The 17,370-nt window shown below is 51.4% G+C and carries 14 protein-coding genes; 7 read left to right on the top strand and 7 right to left on the bottom strand.

What is annotated here, in order from left to right:
- The first annotated feature begins 612 nt into the window (after window positions 1-612).
- Genes QZ298_RS04185 through QZ298_RS04175 form a run of 3 tightly spaced genes read left to right on the top strand, consistent with a single transcriptional unit; the run spans window position 613 to window position 5,341 of the window.
- Window positions 613-1,743: an ATP-binding protein gene (locus tag QZ298_RS04185; RefSeq protein WP_296005623.1), complete on the top strand. Its 1,131-nt coding sequence runs from the start codon at window positions 613-615 to the stop codon at window positions 1,741-1,743.
- Window positions 1,744-1,761: 18 nt separating this feature from the next.
- Window positions 1,762-3,543 carry an AAA family ATPase gene (locus QZ298_RS04180; protein ID WP_296005620.1) on the top strand — a complete coding sequence of 594 codons (1,782 nt, stop codon included), beginning with the start codon at window positions 1,762-1,764 and terminating at the stop codon, window positions 3,541-3,543.
- Window positions 3,544-3,547: 4 nt separating this feature from the next.
- Complete coding sequence (locus QZ298_RS04175; RefSeq protein WP_296005618.1) at window positions 3,548-5,341, top strand: ATP-dependent helicase; 1,794 nt, start codon at window positions 3,548-3,550, stop codon at window positions 5,339-5,341.
- Between the two features lie 112 nt (window positions 5,342-5,453).
- Here the strand turns inward: QZ298_RS04175 and QZ298_RS04170 are convergent, their stop codons facing one another.
- From QZ298_RS04170 to QZ298_RS04160, 3 genes are read right to left on the bottom strand one after another with little or no spacing between them, the layout of a single operon-like run.
- Complete coding sequence (locus tag QZ298_RS04170) at window positions 5,454-5,813, bottom strand: protein-tyrosine kinase (protein ID WP_296005615.1); 360 nt, start codon at window positions 5,811-5,813, stop codon at window positions 5,454-5,456.
- 6 nt (window positions 5,814-5,819) lie between these two features.
- The gene (locus QZ298_RS04165; protein WP_296005612.1) at window positions 5,820-7,082 is read right to left on the bottom strand and encodes a site-specific integrase; all 1,263 of its coding nucleotides are present in this window, start codon (window positions 7,080-7,082) and stop codon (window positions 5,820-5,822) included.
- Window positions 7,082-8,377 (bottom strand): site-specific integrase, encoded by a 1,296-nt coding sequence (locus QZ298_RS04160; RefSeq protein ID WP_363323888.1) that lies wholly within the window; start codon window positions 8,375-8,377, stop codon window positions 7,082-7,084. Before QZ298_RS04160 ends, QZ298_RS04165 begins: the two co-directional genes overlap by 1 nt.
- Before the next feature lie 431 nt (window positions 8,378-8,808).
- Here QZ298_RS04160 and fabD point away from each other — a divergent pair, with 431 nt between their 5' ends.
- From fabD to QZ298_RS04140, 4 genes are all read left to right on the top strand, one after another.
- Entirely contained in the window at window positions 8,809-9,690 is an 882-nt protein-coding gene (fabD, locus tag QZ298_RS04155; RefSeq protein WP_296005611.1) for an ACP S-malonyltransferase, read from the top strand.
- 160 nt (window positions 9,691-9,850) lie between these two features.
- A complete protein-coding gene (locus QZ298_RS04150; RefSeq protein WP_296005607.1) occupies window positions 9,851-11,083 on the top strand; it encodes an ROK family transcriptional regulator in 1,233 nt (410 codons plus the stop codon).
- Window positions 11,080-11,601 (top strand): GNAT family N-acetyltransferase, encoded by a 522-nt coding sequence (locus QZ298_RS04145; protein WP_296005604.1) that lies wholly within the window; start codon window positions 11,080-11,082, stop codon window positions 11,599-11,601. The genes QZ298_RS04150 and QZ298_RS04145 overlap by 4 nt, the downstream gene beginning before the upstream one ends.
- 43 nt (window positions 11,602-11,644) lie before the next feature.
- Window positions 11,645-12,088 carry a PepSY-like domain-containing protein gene (locus QZ298_RS04140; protein ID WP_296005602.1) on the top strand — a complete coding sequence of 148 codons (444 nt, stop codon included), beginning with the start codon at window positions 11,645-11,647 and terminating at the stop codon, window positions 12,086-12,088.
- Between the two features lie 81 nt (window positions 12,089-12,169).
- Here QZ298_RS04140 and QZ298_RS04135 read toward each other — a convergent pair whose 3' ends face one another.
- The 4 genes from QZ298_RS04135 to QZ298_RS04120 all read right to left on the bottom strand — a co-directional run bounded on the left by QZ298_RS04135 (window position 12,170) and on the right by QZ298_RS04120 (window position 17,358).
- Entirely contained in the window at window positions 12,170-12,745 is a 576-nt protein-coding gene (locus tag QZ298_RS04135; protein ID WP_296005600.1) for a YgjP-like metallopeptidase domain-containing protein, read from the bottom strand.
- Window positions 12,742-14,478 (bottom strand): DUF4153 domain-containing protein, encoded by a 1,737-nt coding sequence (locus QZ298_RS04130; RefSeq protein WP_296005598.1) that lies wholly within the window; start codon window positions 14,476-14,478, stop codon window positions 12,742-12,744. The genes QZ298_RS04135 and QZ298_RS04130 overlap by 4 nt, the downstream gene beginning before the upstream one ends.
- A 44-nt stretch (window positions 14,479-14,522) precedes the next feature.
- The gene (gene rlmB, locus QZ298_RS04125; RefSeq protein WP_296005596.1) at window positions 14,523-15,254 is read right to left on the bottom strand and encodes a 23S rRNA (guanosine(2251)-2'-O)-methyltransferase RlmB; all 732 of its coding nucleotides are present in this window, start codon (window positions 15,252-15,254) and stop codon (window positions 14,523-14,525) included.
- 163 nt (window positions 15,255-15,417) lie between these two features.
- Window positions 15,418-17,358 (bottom strand): ABC-F family ATP-binding cassette domain-containing protein, encoded by a 1,941-nt coding sequence (locus QZ298_RS04120; protein WP_296005594.1) that lies wholly within the window; start codon window positions 17,356-17,358, stop codon window positions 15,418-15,420.
- Between the last annotated feature and the right edge of the window lie 12 nt (window positions 17,359-17,370).

The following is a 17,370-nucleotide window of genomic DNA, read 5'->3' as shown; positions in this document are numbered from 1 at the left end:
AGTTAAAATACTGATCAACCGACTGCTTGACTGAATACTTGAGTAAACATACAAATGATTGCATGCGTGTATGACCGATCAAACGATCATACAGTCATACGTTTGACTGCATGGTTAGCCGACTGAATAACCGTATGTTTGTTCATGTAACAGCATGCGTATATACCAGCATCCCAACATAACAATAATTCTGCTCCATTTATGCCAAGCGGAAGGGGACGATTCTGTTTTTCTGTTTCATGAACTTTCAACCGATCGGGAAAAATGGCAAACGAGAACTTCGATTCGTTTATGCCTTAGCGGAGCCGGTATGGATGGATTCTGTTTCAGTAGCTTAAAAGATTCGGGATTAGCTCACGACAAGATTTTTGCAGGAAACACGCTTCGGTCGAAGGACGCAAGGAAGATTTTCCGCCAAACCGCCCGTCAGTCCGATCTTGCATCCTGCAAATCCTCCGAAATACCTGCGCGAACGAAACGGAATCTATCCATACCTAATCCTGTAAAATCTTATATTTGTATTAAAATCGCCACTACAAAGTATGATTTTTGTAGAAAAATCGTCATTGACAAAAAATAATGAGTATATTTGCAAAAAGGATTGATTGAGATATGGAAACGATAAACAGAATACTCCAAGAGAAGATTACGGCACGAATCGCACCCAATAAGGCGGTATTGATTTTCGGCGCCCGGCGTGTGGGCAAAACGGTGATGATGCGCAAAATCGTGGATAGCTACCCGGGGCGGACGATGATGCTTAACGGCGAGGATTACGATACGTTGGCTTTGTTGGAAAATCGCTCGGTCGCCAATTATAGGCATTTGTTGGAGGGCATCGACCTATTGGCTATTGACGAAGCTCAGAATATCCCTCAAATCGGCAGTATCCTGAAACTGATCGTCGATGAAATACCGGGTATAAGCGTATTGGCCAGCGGGTCGTCCTCATTCGATCTGCTGAACAAGACGGGCGAGCCGCTGGTCGGTCGCAGTACGCAATTCTTGCTGACGCCCTTCTCCCAACGGGAAATCGCGCAAACGGAAACGGCGCTTGAAACCCGTCAGAACCTCGAAGCGCGCTTGATTTACGGCTCCTATCCGGAGGTGGTGATGATGGACAACTATGAGCGTAAGACCGATTATCTGCGCGATATTGTCGGGGCATATTTGCTGAAAGATATTTTGGCGATCGACGGCTTGAAGAATTCGAGCAAGATGCGCGACCTATTGCGGCTTATCGCCTTTCAGTTAGGAAGCGAGGTCTCTTACGAAGAGTTGGGTAAACAGCTTGGCATGAGTAAAACGACCGTTGAAAAATACCTCGATTTGTTGGAGAAAGTCTTTGTCGTCTATCGTTTGGGAGCTTACTCGCGGAATCTCCGCAAGGAGGTTACGAAAGCCGGGAAGTGGTATTTCTACGACAATGGAATCCGCAATGCGATTATCGGAGCATTTTCTCCGCTGGCCATTCGGCAGGATGTCGGTGCGCTGTGGGAAAACTACATCATCGGAGAACGGCGCAAGGCGAATTTCAACGAAGGGCTGCATAAGGAGTTCTACTTTTGGAGAACCTACGACAAGCAGGAAATCGACCTGATTGAGGAGAGTGCAGATAGTCTGACTGCGTTAGAATTCAAATGGGGCAACAAGATGCCCAATGTCCCGAAGGTGTTTCAAGAAGCATATCCCCATGCTGAGTTCCATGTCGTGAATAGGGATAACTATTTGGAGTTCGTATAACATTCAAAATATAGAAGCATGTATTTAAGCTGTTTGCACATCAGTAAATTCCGGGTATTCGATGATATTACCCTGTATTTCAAGAATGGAATAAATATTCTGATAGGAGAAAATAATTCAGGTAAGACTGCAATTATAGATGCTTTGCGCATATGTCTCGGATGTGGGAAACCAGACAATTATATCTATATTCAAGAAAGCGATTTACATGTCAATCCCATAGACCCAACAGAAAACAATACGACAATACAATTTGACTTAATATTTGAATTCGGCGATGCGTCAATCGAAAAAGAATGTTTCTATGATTTCATATCACAAGATAAAAACGATCCGGACAAGCAAACAATGCAGTTGCATCTGAAATTCATTCAAGAAAATAATGGAAAGAAAAAATATTTCAAACGAATAATATGGGGCGGAGATAATGAAGGGCAGCAAGTTACATATGAATCACTGCAAGAAATTTTCTATACTTATTTAAGCCCATTGAGAGATGCCGTAAGCTGTCTGCGTCCTTATTCTTACGACAATAAAACATCTCAATTATTTAATCAACTTACAAAATACAATAAAGGCGAAGAAGAAATTGAGTTAAATGAAGAAAGGAAAGATTTGCTCGCAAAAAACTTGTACCATGTTTTTGAAGATGATGCTTCGGACTGGAAACATATTCTAACAACAGGAAAAAGTAAGGTCAATGCCCATCTTGAAGGGACGGGAATAACTCGTAAACATCCCAATATAGAAATGCGTTACGTTGGACGGAAATTTTCCGATGTGGTACGAGGTGTCGAATTAAAATGTCCGGTCTACAAAACGGTCGAGGATGGTCAAGAACAAAAGTATTTTGAATTGTATCAAAATGGATTGGGCGAAAATAATCTGATTTTTACGTCTGTTGTGTTGGGTGATCTTATTAATAGATGTGAAGATAATGCATTGGAAATCTATAATGCCTTGCTGGTGGAAGAACCCGAAGCGCACTTGCATCCACAGTATCAGAATACCTTCTTCGAATATATGAATGAACTCCAAAGCAAAGGACTTCAAGTATTTGTAACGTCGCACTCTCCGACGATTACGGCAAAATCGAATGTCGATAATATTTCCGTTTTGCAACGGAAACAAAATATCGTACAATCATTTTCATTTGGCAAATTAACGGAACGTGATTATCCGGTTGAGAGCAAACGTCATTTACGAAAGTTCTTAGATACAACAAAAGCCCAGTTATTTTTTGCTAATGGCGTGTTGCTGGTAGAAGGTGTAGCGGAAGCGATTATTATACCGATTCTTGCAAAGAAATTCTTGGATCAAGAAATAGACTTATGTAAATGTGGAATCGAATTAGTTAATATCGGAGGTGTCGCATTTAATCATTTTGGGTTATTATTCAACAATGATGATGAGAGAAAGCGACTATTGTCGAAATGTGCGATTATTACAGACAGCGATCCCAAAGAAGATAAAGACAAATCCGACAGAGCGCAAAAAGCAAAGGATTTAGAGAAACATAACCTAAAAGTATGTTTGGCTCCACACACTCTTGAGCATGATTTATTCGAACAATCTGAGCGCAATAAGACTATAATGCGAGAGGTATATCGTAAGCTTCATCCTCGAACAGATGTATTGAAATCTGAATTTGATGCACAGACTTTAATGCAATATTTGGAACGGAATAATGATAAGGCTGAATTTGCATTGCAGCTTTATGACCGGTTAGAAAACGAAAGAGCATTTGATGTGCCTGATTATATCAAGGAGGCTATTTTGTTTGTAGTACCAACAAAATAATAGTATGGATATTCAATTATCAGCGCAACAACAGGCTGTTGTAGATTGCAACGAGCCGAGAATTGTCGTGAAAGCCTGTCCGGGAAGTGGAAAGACTTTCTCTGTGGCCGCACGTATGGCAAAACTTTTAGGCGAGAATAATCTGTCGAGACATCAAGGAATAGCTGCCCTATCTTTTACCAACACAGCGTGTGAGGTTATACAAAAAGAACTTAAAGAAACATTCGGTTATGCAAACATAGGCTATCCATCATTTATTGGAACGATCGACAGTTTTATAAATACGTACATATTTCTGCCTTATGCTCATTTAGTTATGGGATGCGATTGTCGTCCTGAGATCGTAGGAACCGAGTTTAATAAATGGGATGATTATGATTCGACCCAAACAAGACATATTAGAGATAAGTCCGGTAGAAATATTATTGTGTCTCGTGATGCCAATTACTATTTCGATCTTATATCGTTTGGGCTTAATGACCAATTATTGCGATTGGCCCCATATCAGGCATATCATTTCGGAAAAGCAGATTGGGATAATCCCAATAAGAAAGATGGTTCACCCAAAAAGATTATATCTGAATTGAAAGAAATGAAATGGAAACATTTCAATGCAGGCAAGGTCAATCAGGCAGATGTAATATATTTTACATTCAGAATATTAGATAAATATCCTTCAATAGCACAAAATATTGTTCGTCGATTCCCGATCTTGATAATTGATGAAGCTCAAGACACAACAGAGTTGCAAATGGCTATAATTGATAAATTTTCTCAATATGGAGCAAACTCTATTATGTTGATCGGAGATCCAGACCAAGCTATTTTTGAATGGAATACTGCCAATCCACATTTATTTATGGAGAAATATAGTAGTCCGGATTGGTATTCATTGGACTTGTCGGAAAATAGACGTAGTTCCGAGAAAATATGTCAATTGGCTAATCGTTTCTCTGGAAATGCAATGAGTTCGATAGCCAGCAATAAAGATTATATTGAAAAGCCATGTCTGAAAAGTCATCTCAGCACGCCGGAATCAGTCAATCAAATTGCTGATAACTTCATCGAAAAATGCAAAGAGATAGGGTTGAATGAATCCGAATATGCAATTGTATTTAGGGGACAAAGTTTTGGGGCAACTTATTTCGGATTAGCAAACAATGATAATTCAGATGTTGCAAGACAAAGTAGTCCGTGGAAAAATGGGCACTACGGTGTTCGAGATATTGTGTATGGGAAATATCTGATTGATCTGGGAAAATACTCGGATGGATTGGCTCTTATTGAAAAAGGTTACTACAAAACAAAAAAGCAAGTACGATATGTTCCTACAAGTATTATACGAAAAGAAATAGCAGATATGGGGTTTAGATGTTATCGAAAAAAAATGCTTGATATTATTCAAAAACTACCTTCTACGAATAACACATTGTCTAACTGGATTGCTGAACTTCAACAAAGGGGAATAAATCTAACAGTGGAACTGGATAAAGCCAATGTTAGTATTGAATCGCTTTTTAGGACATCGAATCATCAATTACGACAAGCGCGCCCTTATCTAAAAACGATTCATTCTGTAAAAGGAATGACGTTGGAAGCTATTTTAGTATTTCTTTCTAAAAAGGCTGTCCATACGAATTATACGACTATTCTGAATGATTCTGCTCGGAACAACATTCATAACAATGAAGAACTCCGTATTATATATGTAGCCTGTACACGACCTAAAAAGTTGTTATGGATAGCTGTCCCGTCAGAGGATATGGATTGTTGGAAAAAGAAATTATTTGAAGAGTAGAAACAGATGATATTGCCAAAACTTACATGGAGTTGGATCGTTTTTGGTTTGCTTCAATATCGTTGTAGGTTTTATTGCATAATTCATCTTGCTTGAATTTTGTCTTCAAGTTTCAGCTTAATGTATTACTATTGCCCTTTGGCATCTTCCAGACAATAGCGAGTGTCGTCGCTCGTTCTATGATCCAGCGTCTGAATACTTCGGCATTTTCGGATTTCAGTCGGAATGCTAATGCCATAATCATTTCAAGATCGTATCGCTCAACGATGTTTCCGTTTCGGCAGCGTGTGCGGCGAACAACGCGGTCTTCGTACAGAACGCCGCTTTTGAGAATCGCTCGGATATTCGCGCTTACGGCAGCAGTAAATACTCCGAACATATCGGCGATTTGACTTTGCGTGAGCCATACTCCGTTGGCGGTCGGGCGAATCGTTACCAGCCCGTTTTCGATCGTTATGGGTTGAGTCGTCATATACGCTTAATTCTTTATAGGTTCTTCATAGAGTTCGAGCTTTCGGCTTGCGGATAGTTCTCGCAGCTGCTTCGTATCCTCGTTCACCTTTCTGTCCGTTACATGGGCATAGATTTGGGTGGTCATCAGCCGTCGGTGTCCCATCATGCGGCTGACCGTTTCAATCGGCACGCCCAACGAGAGCGTGATATGCGTTCCGAAATTATGCCGGGCCCTGTGGAATGTCAGATTTCCAATTCCGTAAACTTTACCCAGTCGTGGCATAAGTTTTTGTAACTTATGATAGGAGCAAATCGGCAGCAGTCGTTCATCGGTACGTTCGGTTCGGTATTTCTCGATAATCCGCAGAGGTATGTCCAGCAGCCGCACGACCGATTCCGTGCCGGTCTTCTGTCGTCGGATATGTATCCATCGCACGCCATCTTTATCCTGTGTAATGTGCTTTCCCGATAGTTGTCTCAAATCCGCATAAGCCAGTCCCGTAAAGGTCGAGAAGATGAACCAGTCCCTCGCCCGTTGCAGTTCGGGATCGGCGACTTGCTCGCCGAGCAGGCGTTTCAGTTCGTCGAGTTTCAGGTGGCGGCTCCTACGCTTGGGCAGTTCGGGGTGCAGCGTAGCGTAGGGGTCGCGGCGCAGCGTCCCTTGATTAACGGCCCGCATAGTCATCTTCTTCAATCGGTAAAGATGTTCATGCACAGACTTCTGTTGCAGTCGGCGTTCCGTGCGCAGAAACAAGTCAAACGCATCGTAGAACTCTCGGTCGAGGCTGCGCAAGGTTATATCTTCCTGCCCGCATTTCTCTTGCACGAAGTCTCGCAGGTGGTTGTACGAACGCACATAGCTCTCGAAAGTCTCTTTCGTGCGGTCGATGCCGACCCGCTTGCGAAACTCCTCGTTGTGCTCCCGAAACAATGCCAGCAGGGTCAGCGGCTTCTGTCCGATGCCTTTCACAGCGTTCTTCACCAGTTCGGCCGTTACGAAACCGAGTGACAGATTGATGCGCTTGTAGTGCGCCTTGATTTCCTCCGTCAGTGCGTCGATGGCTCGGTTCACCTCGTTGGCATTGCGGCTGCGGCCGTCGGCACGCCCTGTCGTTGGGTTCCAGATTGCAGGGTCTACCGCGACTTTCGTCCCGATCTGTGCCGCTTCGGCGTCGATACTCACCTTGCACAAGAGCTGGCACATGCCGTCCTTGCGGACTTTCGTACGGTTGATATAAAACAACACGGCGAACGTGCTGCGACGTTTCATATCTTTATTCTTTTCCATCAGATAGCGATTGTAAAGCATTCTGCAATCCGTTCGTCAAGAGCCTGCGTGTCGGCATCGATTTTATTATCGGTCACTTGGGCGTAGATTTGCGTCGTATCGACACGGCTGTGTCCCAGCATGCGACTAACCGTCTCCATCGGCACGCCGTGCGAAAGCGTGATTTCCGTGGCGTAGGTATGGCGCGCCATATGAAAGGTCAGCTTACGGTCGATGCCGCAAGCAGCGGCAAGAAGTTTCAGTCCCTTGTTCAACTCCGAGTTTCCGTATATGGGAAGCAGTTTGCCGTCTGATGTCGTATCGCGGTATTTGTCTATAAGGTGAAGCGGCAGGTCGAGCAGCGGTATCTCGAACTCCACGTTCGTCTTTTCCCGCGTCGCCTTAATCCACGTAGTTCCGTCTTCTGACGTTTCGAGGTTCGCGGCGGTCAATCGGCACATATCGCCGTAGCTGATACCCGTATAGCAGGAGAACAAAAACAGGTCGCGAACAAGGTAAAGCCTCGGCACAGAAAGCGGCGTAGTCATCAGCTGCCGCAACTCCTCGCGCGTGAGGTAACGCCGTTTGCGTTCGGGACGCGGAGGCTCGTATCCGGCGAACGGATCGGCGGTGATGATGCCTGCGGCGATGGCTTTGTTGATTACCGTATGCAGACGCGACATATATAATACTATCGTGTTCGGAGCTAACTGCCGCTCCGTACGCAGGTACAGGTCGAACCTGTCGATGAACGACCGATCCAAAGCCGAAAAGGGAATATCCGACAGCCGAAGCCGCTCCGACAGGAACCGTTCGACATGTTCGTGAGCGCAACGATAAGTGTGTGCCGATTTGGCCGTGCGATTCACACCCACCCGTTTCTCGAAATGCTCGATGAACGAACGGAAGTACCCGAGCAGCGTTTCCTGCCCGAAAGCCATACCCAACAGCAGGCATTTGACCTCCTCGGCCGTTACCCGCTCGCGAACGGCAGACTGTTCGCGGTAGATAGCCAGCGCCGAAGCCCGCAGCTCGTCCAACCGACGATTGATTTCGACGGCCTCGGCGCTTTTGCCTTTGGCACGGCCAGACACCCACAGCGAACATGGCGCGAGCATCTTGGCGCTGAACACGCTTTCCGAACGGCCGATAGTCAAACGACCCATGACGGGACAACGCCCCTCGGTATTGGTTTCGTTCACATTCGTGCACCTTTTCTCGCCTCGGCATAGCGCGAACGAGTTCGCCTCTGCCCTCGGCTTACCGAAAATGTTCTTTTTGAGGTAGAACGCAACCTTTACATCCTCTTGATTCATAACTCTATTAACTGTTTGCAAAATTAGCTGGTATAGAGTTATTTGAAGTCATGAAAAACGAAGCGAAACATAGAATAAGATACTATGCCCTCACATCGGAAACCGTCTTTTCGAGAAACTCCGAGCAAAACGACTATCTTTGTCGTGGAGTTTCGTGAGAAAAACGGTGTTCCTCGAAGCGTAGAATCGTTTTCGTAGGGTGGAGGTGAGCCTTCGACTGCCTCTTTCCCGACCCGAAAAAGGCAACGGATAAGTAACGAAAACCTCGCTCTACTCCTCGAAATCCTGCTTTTCGGTCATTCGGCAAGGGACTGAGGTTCTACCCATTGCGATTCTGCATTTCAACAACTTACATTATTACGCCCCGTTCGCCCGTTTTATCCGATTTTCTTCGTATCTTTGCCCCCGCAAACAAAAAAATGTTGAAAACCATGAAACACGCATATGTATTTCCGGGTCAAGGTGCGCAAGCCGTAGGCATGGGCAAAGACCTCTACGACAACGTACCTGCAGCTAAGGAGCTTTTCGAGAAAGCCAACGAAATCCTGGGATTCCGCATCACGGACATCATGTTCGCCGGCACGGACGAGGAGCTGAAGCAAACCAAGGTAACGCAGCCCGCCGTCTTCCTCCACTCGGTCATCATGGCCAAAGCGCTGGGCGTGAAGCCCGATGCCGTCGCCGGCCACTCGCTGGGCGAGTTCTCGGCGCTGGTAGTTGCCGGAGCACTCTCGTTCGAGGACGGTCTGCGTCTGGTGTCGAAGCGCGCCCAGGCCATGCAGGCCGCCTGCGAAGCGCAGCCCGGCACGATGGCTGCCGTATTGGGTCTGGAAGACAAGGCCGTTGAGGAAATCTGCGACTCGATCGACGGCGTGGTCGTCGCTGCCAACTACAACTGCCCGGGCCAGCTGGTCATCTCGGGTGCCGTGGAGGCCGTAGAGGCCGCTTGCGAGAAAGCCAAGGCCGCCGGCGCACGCCGCGCCCTGCGTCTGCCCGTCGGCGGGGCGTTCCACTCGCCGCTCATGGAACCGGCCAAGCAGGAATTGGAAAAAGCGATCGCCGAAGCGCCGTTCCAGACTCCGACATGCCCCATCTACCAGAACGTGGACGCTAAACCCTACACCGATCCCGCCGCCATCAAGGCCAACCTGATCGCCCAGTTGACGGCTCCCGTACGCTGGACTTACATCGTCAAGCAGATGCTTGCCGACGGCGTGACCGAATTCACGGAACTCGGCCCCGGCACGGTGCTCCAAGGCCTCATCCGCAAGGTCGATGCCGAGGCCAACGTCGAATCGAAATCGACTCTCTAAAAAAATCGGCATCCGTTCCGAACAAGAAAAGCGCTGTAAACCAGCGCTTTTCTTTTTTAAGTGTCTTTTTGTGGCATAATTTTTTCCGGATTTTTTTGAAAACCTCTTGCACAATTCAAATAATGCCTATATTTGCACAGTTCGTAAAAAAGGACTTAGGATGACATCGCTTACTGAATTCTTCAACAAGCACGAGGACGAAACCCTCAAAGGTATCTCCCATAAGAACAGCCTCATCAAGCGCAATATCATCGCGCACATGGCTGTGAACGGAGAGTGCACGCTCTCGGAACTGACCAAGGAACTGCACATCAGCGTTCCGACCATTACCAAACTGGTCCAGGAACTGGTAGACGAAAACATCGTCTCCGATCTGGGCAAAGTGGAAACGCCGGGCGGTCGCCGTCCCAATATTTTCGGCCTGGCGAATTCAGCAATTTACTTCGCAGGAGTCAACGTAGGCCGCGACAACATGCGGTTCATGATTACCGATCTGCAAAACAACATCATCAAGGAAGAGAGCGACTTTTCATTCGAGTTGCAGGATCGCCCCCAGTGCATGGAACGCATCTGCACAAGCATCGAGGAGTTCATCGCCAATTGCGGCATCGAGCGGGGCAAGATTCTGGGTCTAGGTGTCTGCATGACCGGACGCGTCAACCCCGATACGGGCCGCAGCTACAAATACTTTACCTCCAGCGAGCAGTCGCTGCGCGACATGTTGGAGGAGCGTGTAGGCATCCGCGTGCTTCTGGAAAACGACACCCGCGCCCGCTGCTACGCCGAATACACATGCGGCAAATCGAAAGACGACAGCAACGTGCTTTACCTCCACATGGGCCGCGGCGTGGCGATCGGCATCGTGGTCGACGGGCAGCTTTACCGCGGCAAGAGCGGTTTCGCCGGCGAATTCGGACACATTCCGTTCTTCGACAACGAAATCATCTGCTCGTGCGGCAAGAAAGGATGCTTGGAGACCGAAGTCTCGGGCATAGCCATCGAAGAAAAGATGTGCCACTTGATCGAAAGCGGCGTCAATACCATTCTGAAGGAAAAATACGACCAGCAGAAAAGCATCCACATCGACGACATCATCGCAGCGGCGAAGAACGACGACAACCTCTCGATCGAGTTGATCGAGGAGGCGGGCGAGAAGGTCGGCAAGGCGGTGGCTTTTCTGATCAACACGTTCAATCCCGAGACGGTAATCGTCGGCGGCAACATGGCCGCAGCGGGCGATTTCATCATGTTGCCGCTCAAGTCGGCGACCAACAAATATTCGCTCAACCTGGTGTACAAGGACACCAAGTTCCGTCTTTCGAAGATGAACGAAAACGCCAACGTCTGGGGCGTTGCCATGCTCATCCGCAACAAGGTCATCGGCCTGCTATGATTCTCCAGGGGGAGAGCGTGCGGCTGCGGGCCGTGGAGCCGGACGACGTGGAAACGTTGTACCGATGGGAAAACGACCCTGAAGTGTGGCGCGTGAGCGGCACTTTGGCACCATTTTCGCGGCATGCGCTCATGCGGTTCGTCGAGGAACAGCAGTTCGACATCTACCGGACGCGGCAGTTGCGTCTGATGATCGAGAATCCCGAGGGCGAGGCCGTCGGCACGCTCGACCTCTTCGAATTCGACCCCCACAATCGTCGTGCAGGCGTAGGCATTCTGATCTACGACTCTTCGCAACGAGGCCGGGGTTACGCCTCGGATGCACTCGCCACGCTCAGGGAGTATGCCCGGGAAGTGCTGGGATTGCATCAGTTATGGTGCGATGTGAGCGTGGGCAACGAAGCGAGTCTTCAGTTGTTCCGTCACGCAGGCTTTACTTTCGCAGGCGTAAAACACGATTGGACCCTTACCCCGGAGGGCTTCCGCGACGAACTGATCCTGCAACAGATAATAGATTGAGAAACCTCGCATGGAATCATTCATCAATTTATTGTCAAAAGCTATGAAAAAAACGTTCGCTACTTTGGCGCTCACGCTGTTGGTTTCGGCAGGCGCATTCGCAGGCAACATCAAGGAGTCGTCGGTTCCGGCCGTCGTGAAAAGCTACGTAGAGAAGGTCTACCCGCGGGTATCGCCCGTCGAGTGGAACTACCAGGAGAAAGGCAACTACTACACCGCCGAGTTCAAGATCGACGGCGCCGATTACAACCTGGACATCTCGCCCGAAGGTTCGTTGATCAATTCGACCAACGAGATCGCAGTGGCCCAGCTGCCCAATGCTGTCGAGGCATACATCGGCAAGCAGTATCCCGGGTTCAAGATCAAGGAGGCTCGCAAACTCGTGCGTCGCGGTTCGACCTACTACGAGACCGACATCCAGGGTCAGAACAGCAACCAGATGCTCACTTTTTCGGAAAGCGGCAAGCTGCTCGACAAGAAGTTGTAGTCTGGAAACGGATTTTCACAATACGGCGTTCCGAAATCGTTCGGAACGCCGTATTGCTTTAAATTGCCCGTAATTGCAAAGTCAGCGGATCGAATACGAGCGCAGTTCGCGCACGAGGAGCTTTTCGCGCCCGCCGACAAGCCGGTCGACCAGCGCATGGAATCGGAGCGAATGATCGTGATGCACGGTATGACACAGTTCATGGATAATCACGAAGTCGCGCAGATGCTCGGGCAGCGTCATCAAAAAGAGACTCAACGAGATATTGCCCTTTCCCGAACAGCTCCCCCACTTCGTGCGGGCCGCCCGAACGGTCATCTTCGCATACCGCAGTCCCGTCTGCCGGGCCAGCCGCTCGATGCGGCCCGGTAAATCAGCCTTCGCCGCACGCCGCAGTTCTTCGATCCGGGCCTTCTCCTGCTCGGGCGGAAGTGCCGGTAAGAGAGCAGCCTGCCGGGCCGCAAGTCGTTCGCGGGCACACTCGACCCAAACTATTTTCGACTCCAGAAAAGCCAAGGCTTTGCGTTGGGACACCCCACGCGGAAACGACACCCGCACCCCGCCCGCCCGACTTACCCGAATGGCGATGCGCCGCGCGCGCAGCGATTGCGACAGAGTTACCTCGCCCAGCCGCGGATGGTCGAAAACGGAAATCATCGGGTCATCACGACATCGACCGCCAGCTCGGAAATTCGCAATGTCGAATCGCTCCGCTCGAACGACATCTTCTGAAAAACGACCAATAGTTCATCGTCGTTGTAAAACAGCAGGTCGTCCGCCGAATCGAGCAGCTTTTTTCCGCTCGGAATGCCAACGATTCCCGCCCGCCGCAGCTGTGCAGCCAGCAGATCGGAGACTGCGATGCTCCGGTCGGGGCGCCGACCGTCGAAGCGGAGGATAAGCGTATCGTTTCGAAAACAATAGGAATAATCGCCTGCGGCATCGTCCTGCCAAAACATATCCCAGTCGGGATAGAGCGTCGAATAACCCTCGCACGGTACGCGGCGCGAGGTCTGCATCAGATAGATGTCGTCGGTTACGGTCACAGCCTCGGTTGCGACCGCATCCTCCCAGCCGTAGACCACATAATCGCGTATCGGCTGCGGCACGGCGGCACGGATGGCGTCCATATCCGCCCCAAGACGGCGGAAAGCCGCCGTATCGCGCCACGCAATGTATTGCACCGACTCGTAGAAGCGACGGTAATCGGCCTTGAACGTCGTGTCGGCACCGAAGCGGTCGAGACGCAACCGGCCGTCATCGTCGAGAAGCTGCAACTTCCCGGCGACCTGCATAGCACGCCGCAGCTGCGAACGCACGGCCACCCGCTCGGGCTGGAGAGCCGGCACATAGGCCAGCAGCGCAAAAAGCAAGAATCCCGCAGCACACACCCAACGATAACGGCCCGAACGCCGCGAAAGGAAAAGCAACACGCAAAAGGTCATCAACAGACCGCAGGCCACGAGCCACGCGCGCGGCTCGGTAAATCCGTATTCGCCGACCCGCCGGGCGACGCCGATCCAGAAGAGAACCAGCGGAGGCAGCGCGACCAGGCTGAAACGGTCGAAAAACCAGCCGTACCGCCGCTTCTCCAGAACGAGCTGCAAGGCCTTGACGCACAGAGCCATGATGGTAAATCCGAAGACCAGATAGGCCACGCCGCCCTCGGGCAGCGACCACGTAACGAGGATTTTGGCCGTATAGAGGTAGAGGATGGCCGTATAGATGAGCAGCGCCGGAGTCACGATGTAGTCCAGCAGTATTTCGAGGATGCGGTTGCCCTCGATCTCGGCATCGCGCCACCGTTCGGCCATCAACAGAAAGAGCGACGGCGCCACGAGCGACTCGCAGAAGATCAGCCCGTACATCCACACATGCTCGATCCAGCTGCCGCGGAGTCCGAAAATGTAGGTCGTCGAAAAGAGTATAGCGGCGAAAAGTCCCAGCGCGACGTTGGCGAAAAGCTCGGCCAGCAGGAGCGAACGCACCCAGATCATGGTGTCGGCCACGAAACGCTCGTTGCGGGCTGCACGGCGGCAAAGCAGCAACGCCAGCGGGGCGAGCACGCACAGCGTGACGAGGTATTGCGTCCCGCCGACCCAATCGTGTACGCCGCTCCACACCGAAAGCGGAATCAAGGGCATCCACGACACCCAATAGACCCTGCGCCACGGTCCCCGGCCGGCCAGCCGGTTGACAGCCAGCGCCAGCACGAAGAAAATCGGCACCACCGCCACCCGGGCATACCCCTGCGACCAGCCGGCCTCGTAGGCCGCGAGCCACAAGACACAAGCGCAGAGCGCCAGAAGCAACTCCACCGGATAATTCCGTACGATCTGCATCATCCCTTCGCGGAAGATGCGGAAACAGTGTTTCAGATCGAATTTCATAGAATCAATCGTTTAAAAAATCTCCAGCCAGGAACTCGCCATTTTCAATTAATTCGCTGCCGTACGACCTCGAAAAGCATCACGGCGGCGGCCGCCGAGACGTTGAGCGACTCGATGTGGCCGATGAGCGGAATGGCCAGCTGTTCGTCGCACATCTTGAGCACCTCTTTGGAGATTCCCGTGTCCTCGGCTCCCATGACGAGCACCGTAGGCTTGCGGAAATCGGCATCGTAGAGGAGTTTGCGGCTCTTCTCGGTCGCTGCGACGACCTGGAATCCCTCGCTCTGCAACGTCTTGAGCGTGTTGCGCACCGAACCCACGCGGCACACCGGAATCGTCGTCAGCGCTCCGGCCGACGAGCGGATAGCTTCGGCGTTGACAGGCGCCGAGTTCTTCAGCGGCGCGATCAGACCATGCGCCCCGGCACACTCGGCCGACCGGGCGATGGCTCCGAAGTTGCGCACGTCGGTCACACCATCGAAAAGCACGACGAGGGGCGTTTCGTCGTCGGGCACCCGCTCCAGAATATCCGACAGCTCAACATATTCGATCGCCGCCGTCTGCGCCACCACGCCCTGGTGATTGCCGCGCGTGAGCCGGTTGAGTTTCTCGACCGGCACCTCCTGCCAGCGCAGGCGGTGGCGCGCGCAGAGGTCTTTCAGTTCCTGCATCAACTGGCCCTCGGCCCCCTTGCGGATGTAGAGCCGCTCGATCTGCCGGCCCGCCTCGATCGCTTCGGCCACAGGCCGGATACCGAAAATAAGGTTATCGTTCATATTATCAATTATTTTTTCTTGCAATCCATTCGGCCCGAACAGCTGTGCGAGCCGCGACTTCCCGACGCAAGGTTCCGCCCTGTGGGTCTGCCGACTCTTTTCGGAACCGGGTTTTCAGACAAGTTCTCCCCACCGGCTGCGTTCGCAAAGCACCCAGGCTCCCCTACTGTTCTTCCGTTATTTCCAGCTCGTACGACGCTTTCTCCCACTCGTGCATCTGGTGGTCGTAACGAGTCTTAAGTTCGTTGTAGGCCTTGTAGTCGGCCTCGTTGTATTCGGTCGCTGCGGCGAACTTCGCATCGTAGTCGGCGATGCGGCGCTCGATGTCGGCCAGTTCGGCTTCAATGCTCTCCACGGCCTTGCGAAGTTTGCGCACCTGCTTCTCTTGTTCTTTCTTCTGTTCGTAGGAGAGTTTGCCGGAGGTCGCCGCGGGTTTCTCGGAAACGCCTTTGTTTTTTTGCGGTACATCGCGCCGCTCGATCTCCTGCAACGATTCGACCTTGCGTTTTTCGAGGAAATAGTAGATGCCGCCCAAGTATTCCTTGACGGCTCCGTCGCGGAATTCATACACTTTGTCGACCATGCCATCAAGGAATTCGCGGTCGTGCGACACGACGACTACCGTGCCGTCATACTTCATGATGGCGCTTTTGAGAATATCTTTCGAGCGCATGTCCATGTGGTTCGTCGGCTCGTCGAGCACCAGCAGGTTACGCGGTTCAAGCATCATGCGTGCCATGGCCAGACGCGCCCGTTCGCCGCCCGACAGCACCTTGACCTTCTTGTCGATATCTTCGCCACGGAAAAGGAACGCCCCCAGAATGTCGCGCAGACGCGTGCGGATATCGCCCACAGCCACGCGGTCGAGGGTGTCGTAGACCGTGAATTCGCCGTCCATCAGGTCGTCCTGGTTCTGGGCATAGTAGCCGATGTTCACATTGGCCCCCAAACGTATCGATCCCTCGGTCGGCGTCAGCTGCCCGATGAGCATGCGCGCCAACGTGGTCTTACCCTCGCCGTTGCGGCCCACCAGGGCGATGCGGTCGCCCTTGCCGATCGTGAAGTTGGCGCCGCTGAAAACGTGCTTCGGGCCGAACGACATGCCCGCCTCGTTGATCTCGGCCACGATCTGCCCCGAACGCGGCGCGGGCGGGAACTTGATGTTGAGCGCTGCCAAGTCTTCCTCCTCGATTTCGAGCCGGTCGAGCCGCTCCAACTGCTTGATGCGCGACTGCACCTGGTTCGACTTGGTGGGTTTGTAGCGGAACTTCTCGATGAACTCCTCGGTCTTCTCGATCATGCGCTGCTGGTTCTCGTAGGCTGCCATCTGCTGTGCCCGGCGCTCGGCCCGCAGCACGACATATTTGGAATAGGAGACCTTGTAATCAGTCACTTTGCCCAGCGAGAGTTCGACCGTACGGTTGGTCACATTGTCCAGAAAGGCCCGGTCGTGCGAAATCAGCAGCACGGCGCCGTTGTAGTTGCGCAGGTATTCTTCGAGCCATTGGATCGACTCGATGTCGAGGTGGTTGGTCGGTTCGTCCAGCAGGAAGATCGACGGCCGCCGCAACAGCAGCTTGGCCAGCTCGATGCGCATGCGCCAGCCGCCCGAGAATTCGCTCGTGGCGCGTCCGAAGTCCTCGCGCTTGAAACCGAGGCCCAAAAGCGTCTTTTCGATGTCGGCGTCGCGCGTCTCCCCGCCGAGGATATGATAGTGATCCTGTGCGTCGTTGAGCCGATGGAGCAACTGTTCGTAGTCGGCACTCTCGTAATCGGTGCGTTCGGCGATTTCGCGCGTGAGCCGCTCGATTTCGGCCTCCAGACGCAGCACCTCCTCGAACGCCTTGGCCGTCTCGTCGACCAGCGTGGTGGTGTCGGCCACGCGCATGGTCTGCGGCAAATAGCCGATCGTACACTCTCCGTTGACCGTCACAGCACCCGACGTGGGTTGCTGCTCGCCGGTAATGATGCGCAGAAGCGTAGTTTTGCCCGCACCGTTCTTGCCCACCAGACCGATGCGATCCTTGGGATTGATAAGGAATGAAATATTGTCGAAAAGCGTCCAGCCGCCGTAGCTGACCGTCAAGTTGTCTAAAGAAATCATACCGCAAAGGTA

The sequence above is a fragment of the uncultured Alistipes sp. genome, assembly GCF_910580175.1.
In the GTDB taxonomy this organism is placed as follows: Bacteria; Bacteroidota; Bacteroidia; order Bacteroidales; family Rikenellaceae; genus Alistipes.
This window is presented reverse-complemented; position numbering and strand designations above follow the sequence as displayed.

Bases quoted from the DNA above. Each gene is read 5' to 3' on its own strand.
- QZ298_RS04185 (WP_296005623.1), top strand. From the start codon at position 613: ATGGAAACGATAAACAGAATACTCCAAGAGAAGATTACGGCACGAATC.
- QZ298_RS04180 (WP_296005620.1), top strand. From the start codon at position 1,762: ATGTATTTAAGCTGTTTGCACATCAGTAAATTCCGGGTATTCGATGAT.
- QZ298_RS04175 (WP_296005618.1), top strand. From the start codon at position 3,548: ATGGATATTCAATTATCAGCGCAACAACAGGCTGTTGTAGATTGCAAC.
- QZ298_RS04170 (WP_296005615.1), bottom strand. From the start codon at position 5,813: ATGACGACTCAACCCATAACGATCGAAAACGGGCTGGTAACGATTCGC.
- QZ298_RS04165 (WP_296005612.1), bottom strand. From the start codon at position 7,082: ATGGAAAAGAATAAAGATATGAAACGTCGCAGCACGTTCGCCGTGTTG.
- QZ298_RS04160 (WP_363323888.1), bottom strand. From the start codon at position 8,377: ATGAATCAAGAGGATGTAAAGGTTGCGTTCTACCTCAAAAAGAACATT.
- fabD (WP_296005611.1), top strand. From the start codon at position 8,809: ATGAAACACGCATATGTATTTCCGGGTCAAGGTGCGCAAGCCGTAGGC.
- QZ298_RS04150 (WP_296005607.1), top strand. From the start codon at position 9,851: ATGACATCGCTTACTGAATTCTTCAACAAGCACGAGGACGAAACCCTC.
- QZ298_RS04145 (WP_296005604.1), top strand. From the start codon at position 11,080: ATGATTCTCCAGGGGGAGAGCGTGCGGCTGCGGGCCGTGGAGCCGGAC.
- QZ298_RS04140 (WP_296005602.1), top strand. From the start codon at position 11,645: ATGAAAAAAACGTTCGCTACTTTGGCGCTCACGCTGTTGGTTTCGGCA.
- QZ298_RS04135 (WP_296005600.1), bottom strand. From the start codon at position 12,745: ATGATTTCCGTTTTCGACCATCCGCGGCTGGGCGAGGTAACTCTGTCG.
- QZ298_RS04130 (WP_296005598.1), bottom strand. From the start codon at position 14,478: ATGAAATTCGATCTGAAACACTGTTTCCGCATCTTCCGCGAAGGGATG.
- rlmB (WP_296005596.1), bottom strand. From the start codon at position 15,254: ATGAACGATAACCTTATTTTCGGTATCCGGCCTGTGGCCGAAGCGATC.
- QZ298_RS04120 (WP_296005594.1), bottom strand. From the start codon at position 17,358: ATGATTTCTTTAGACAACTTGACGGTCAGCTACGGCGGCTGGACGCTT.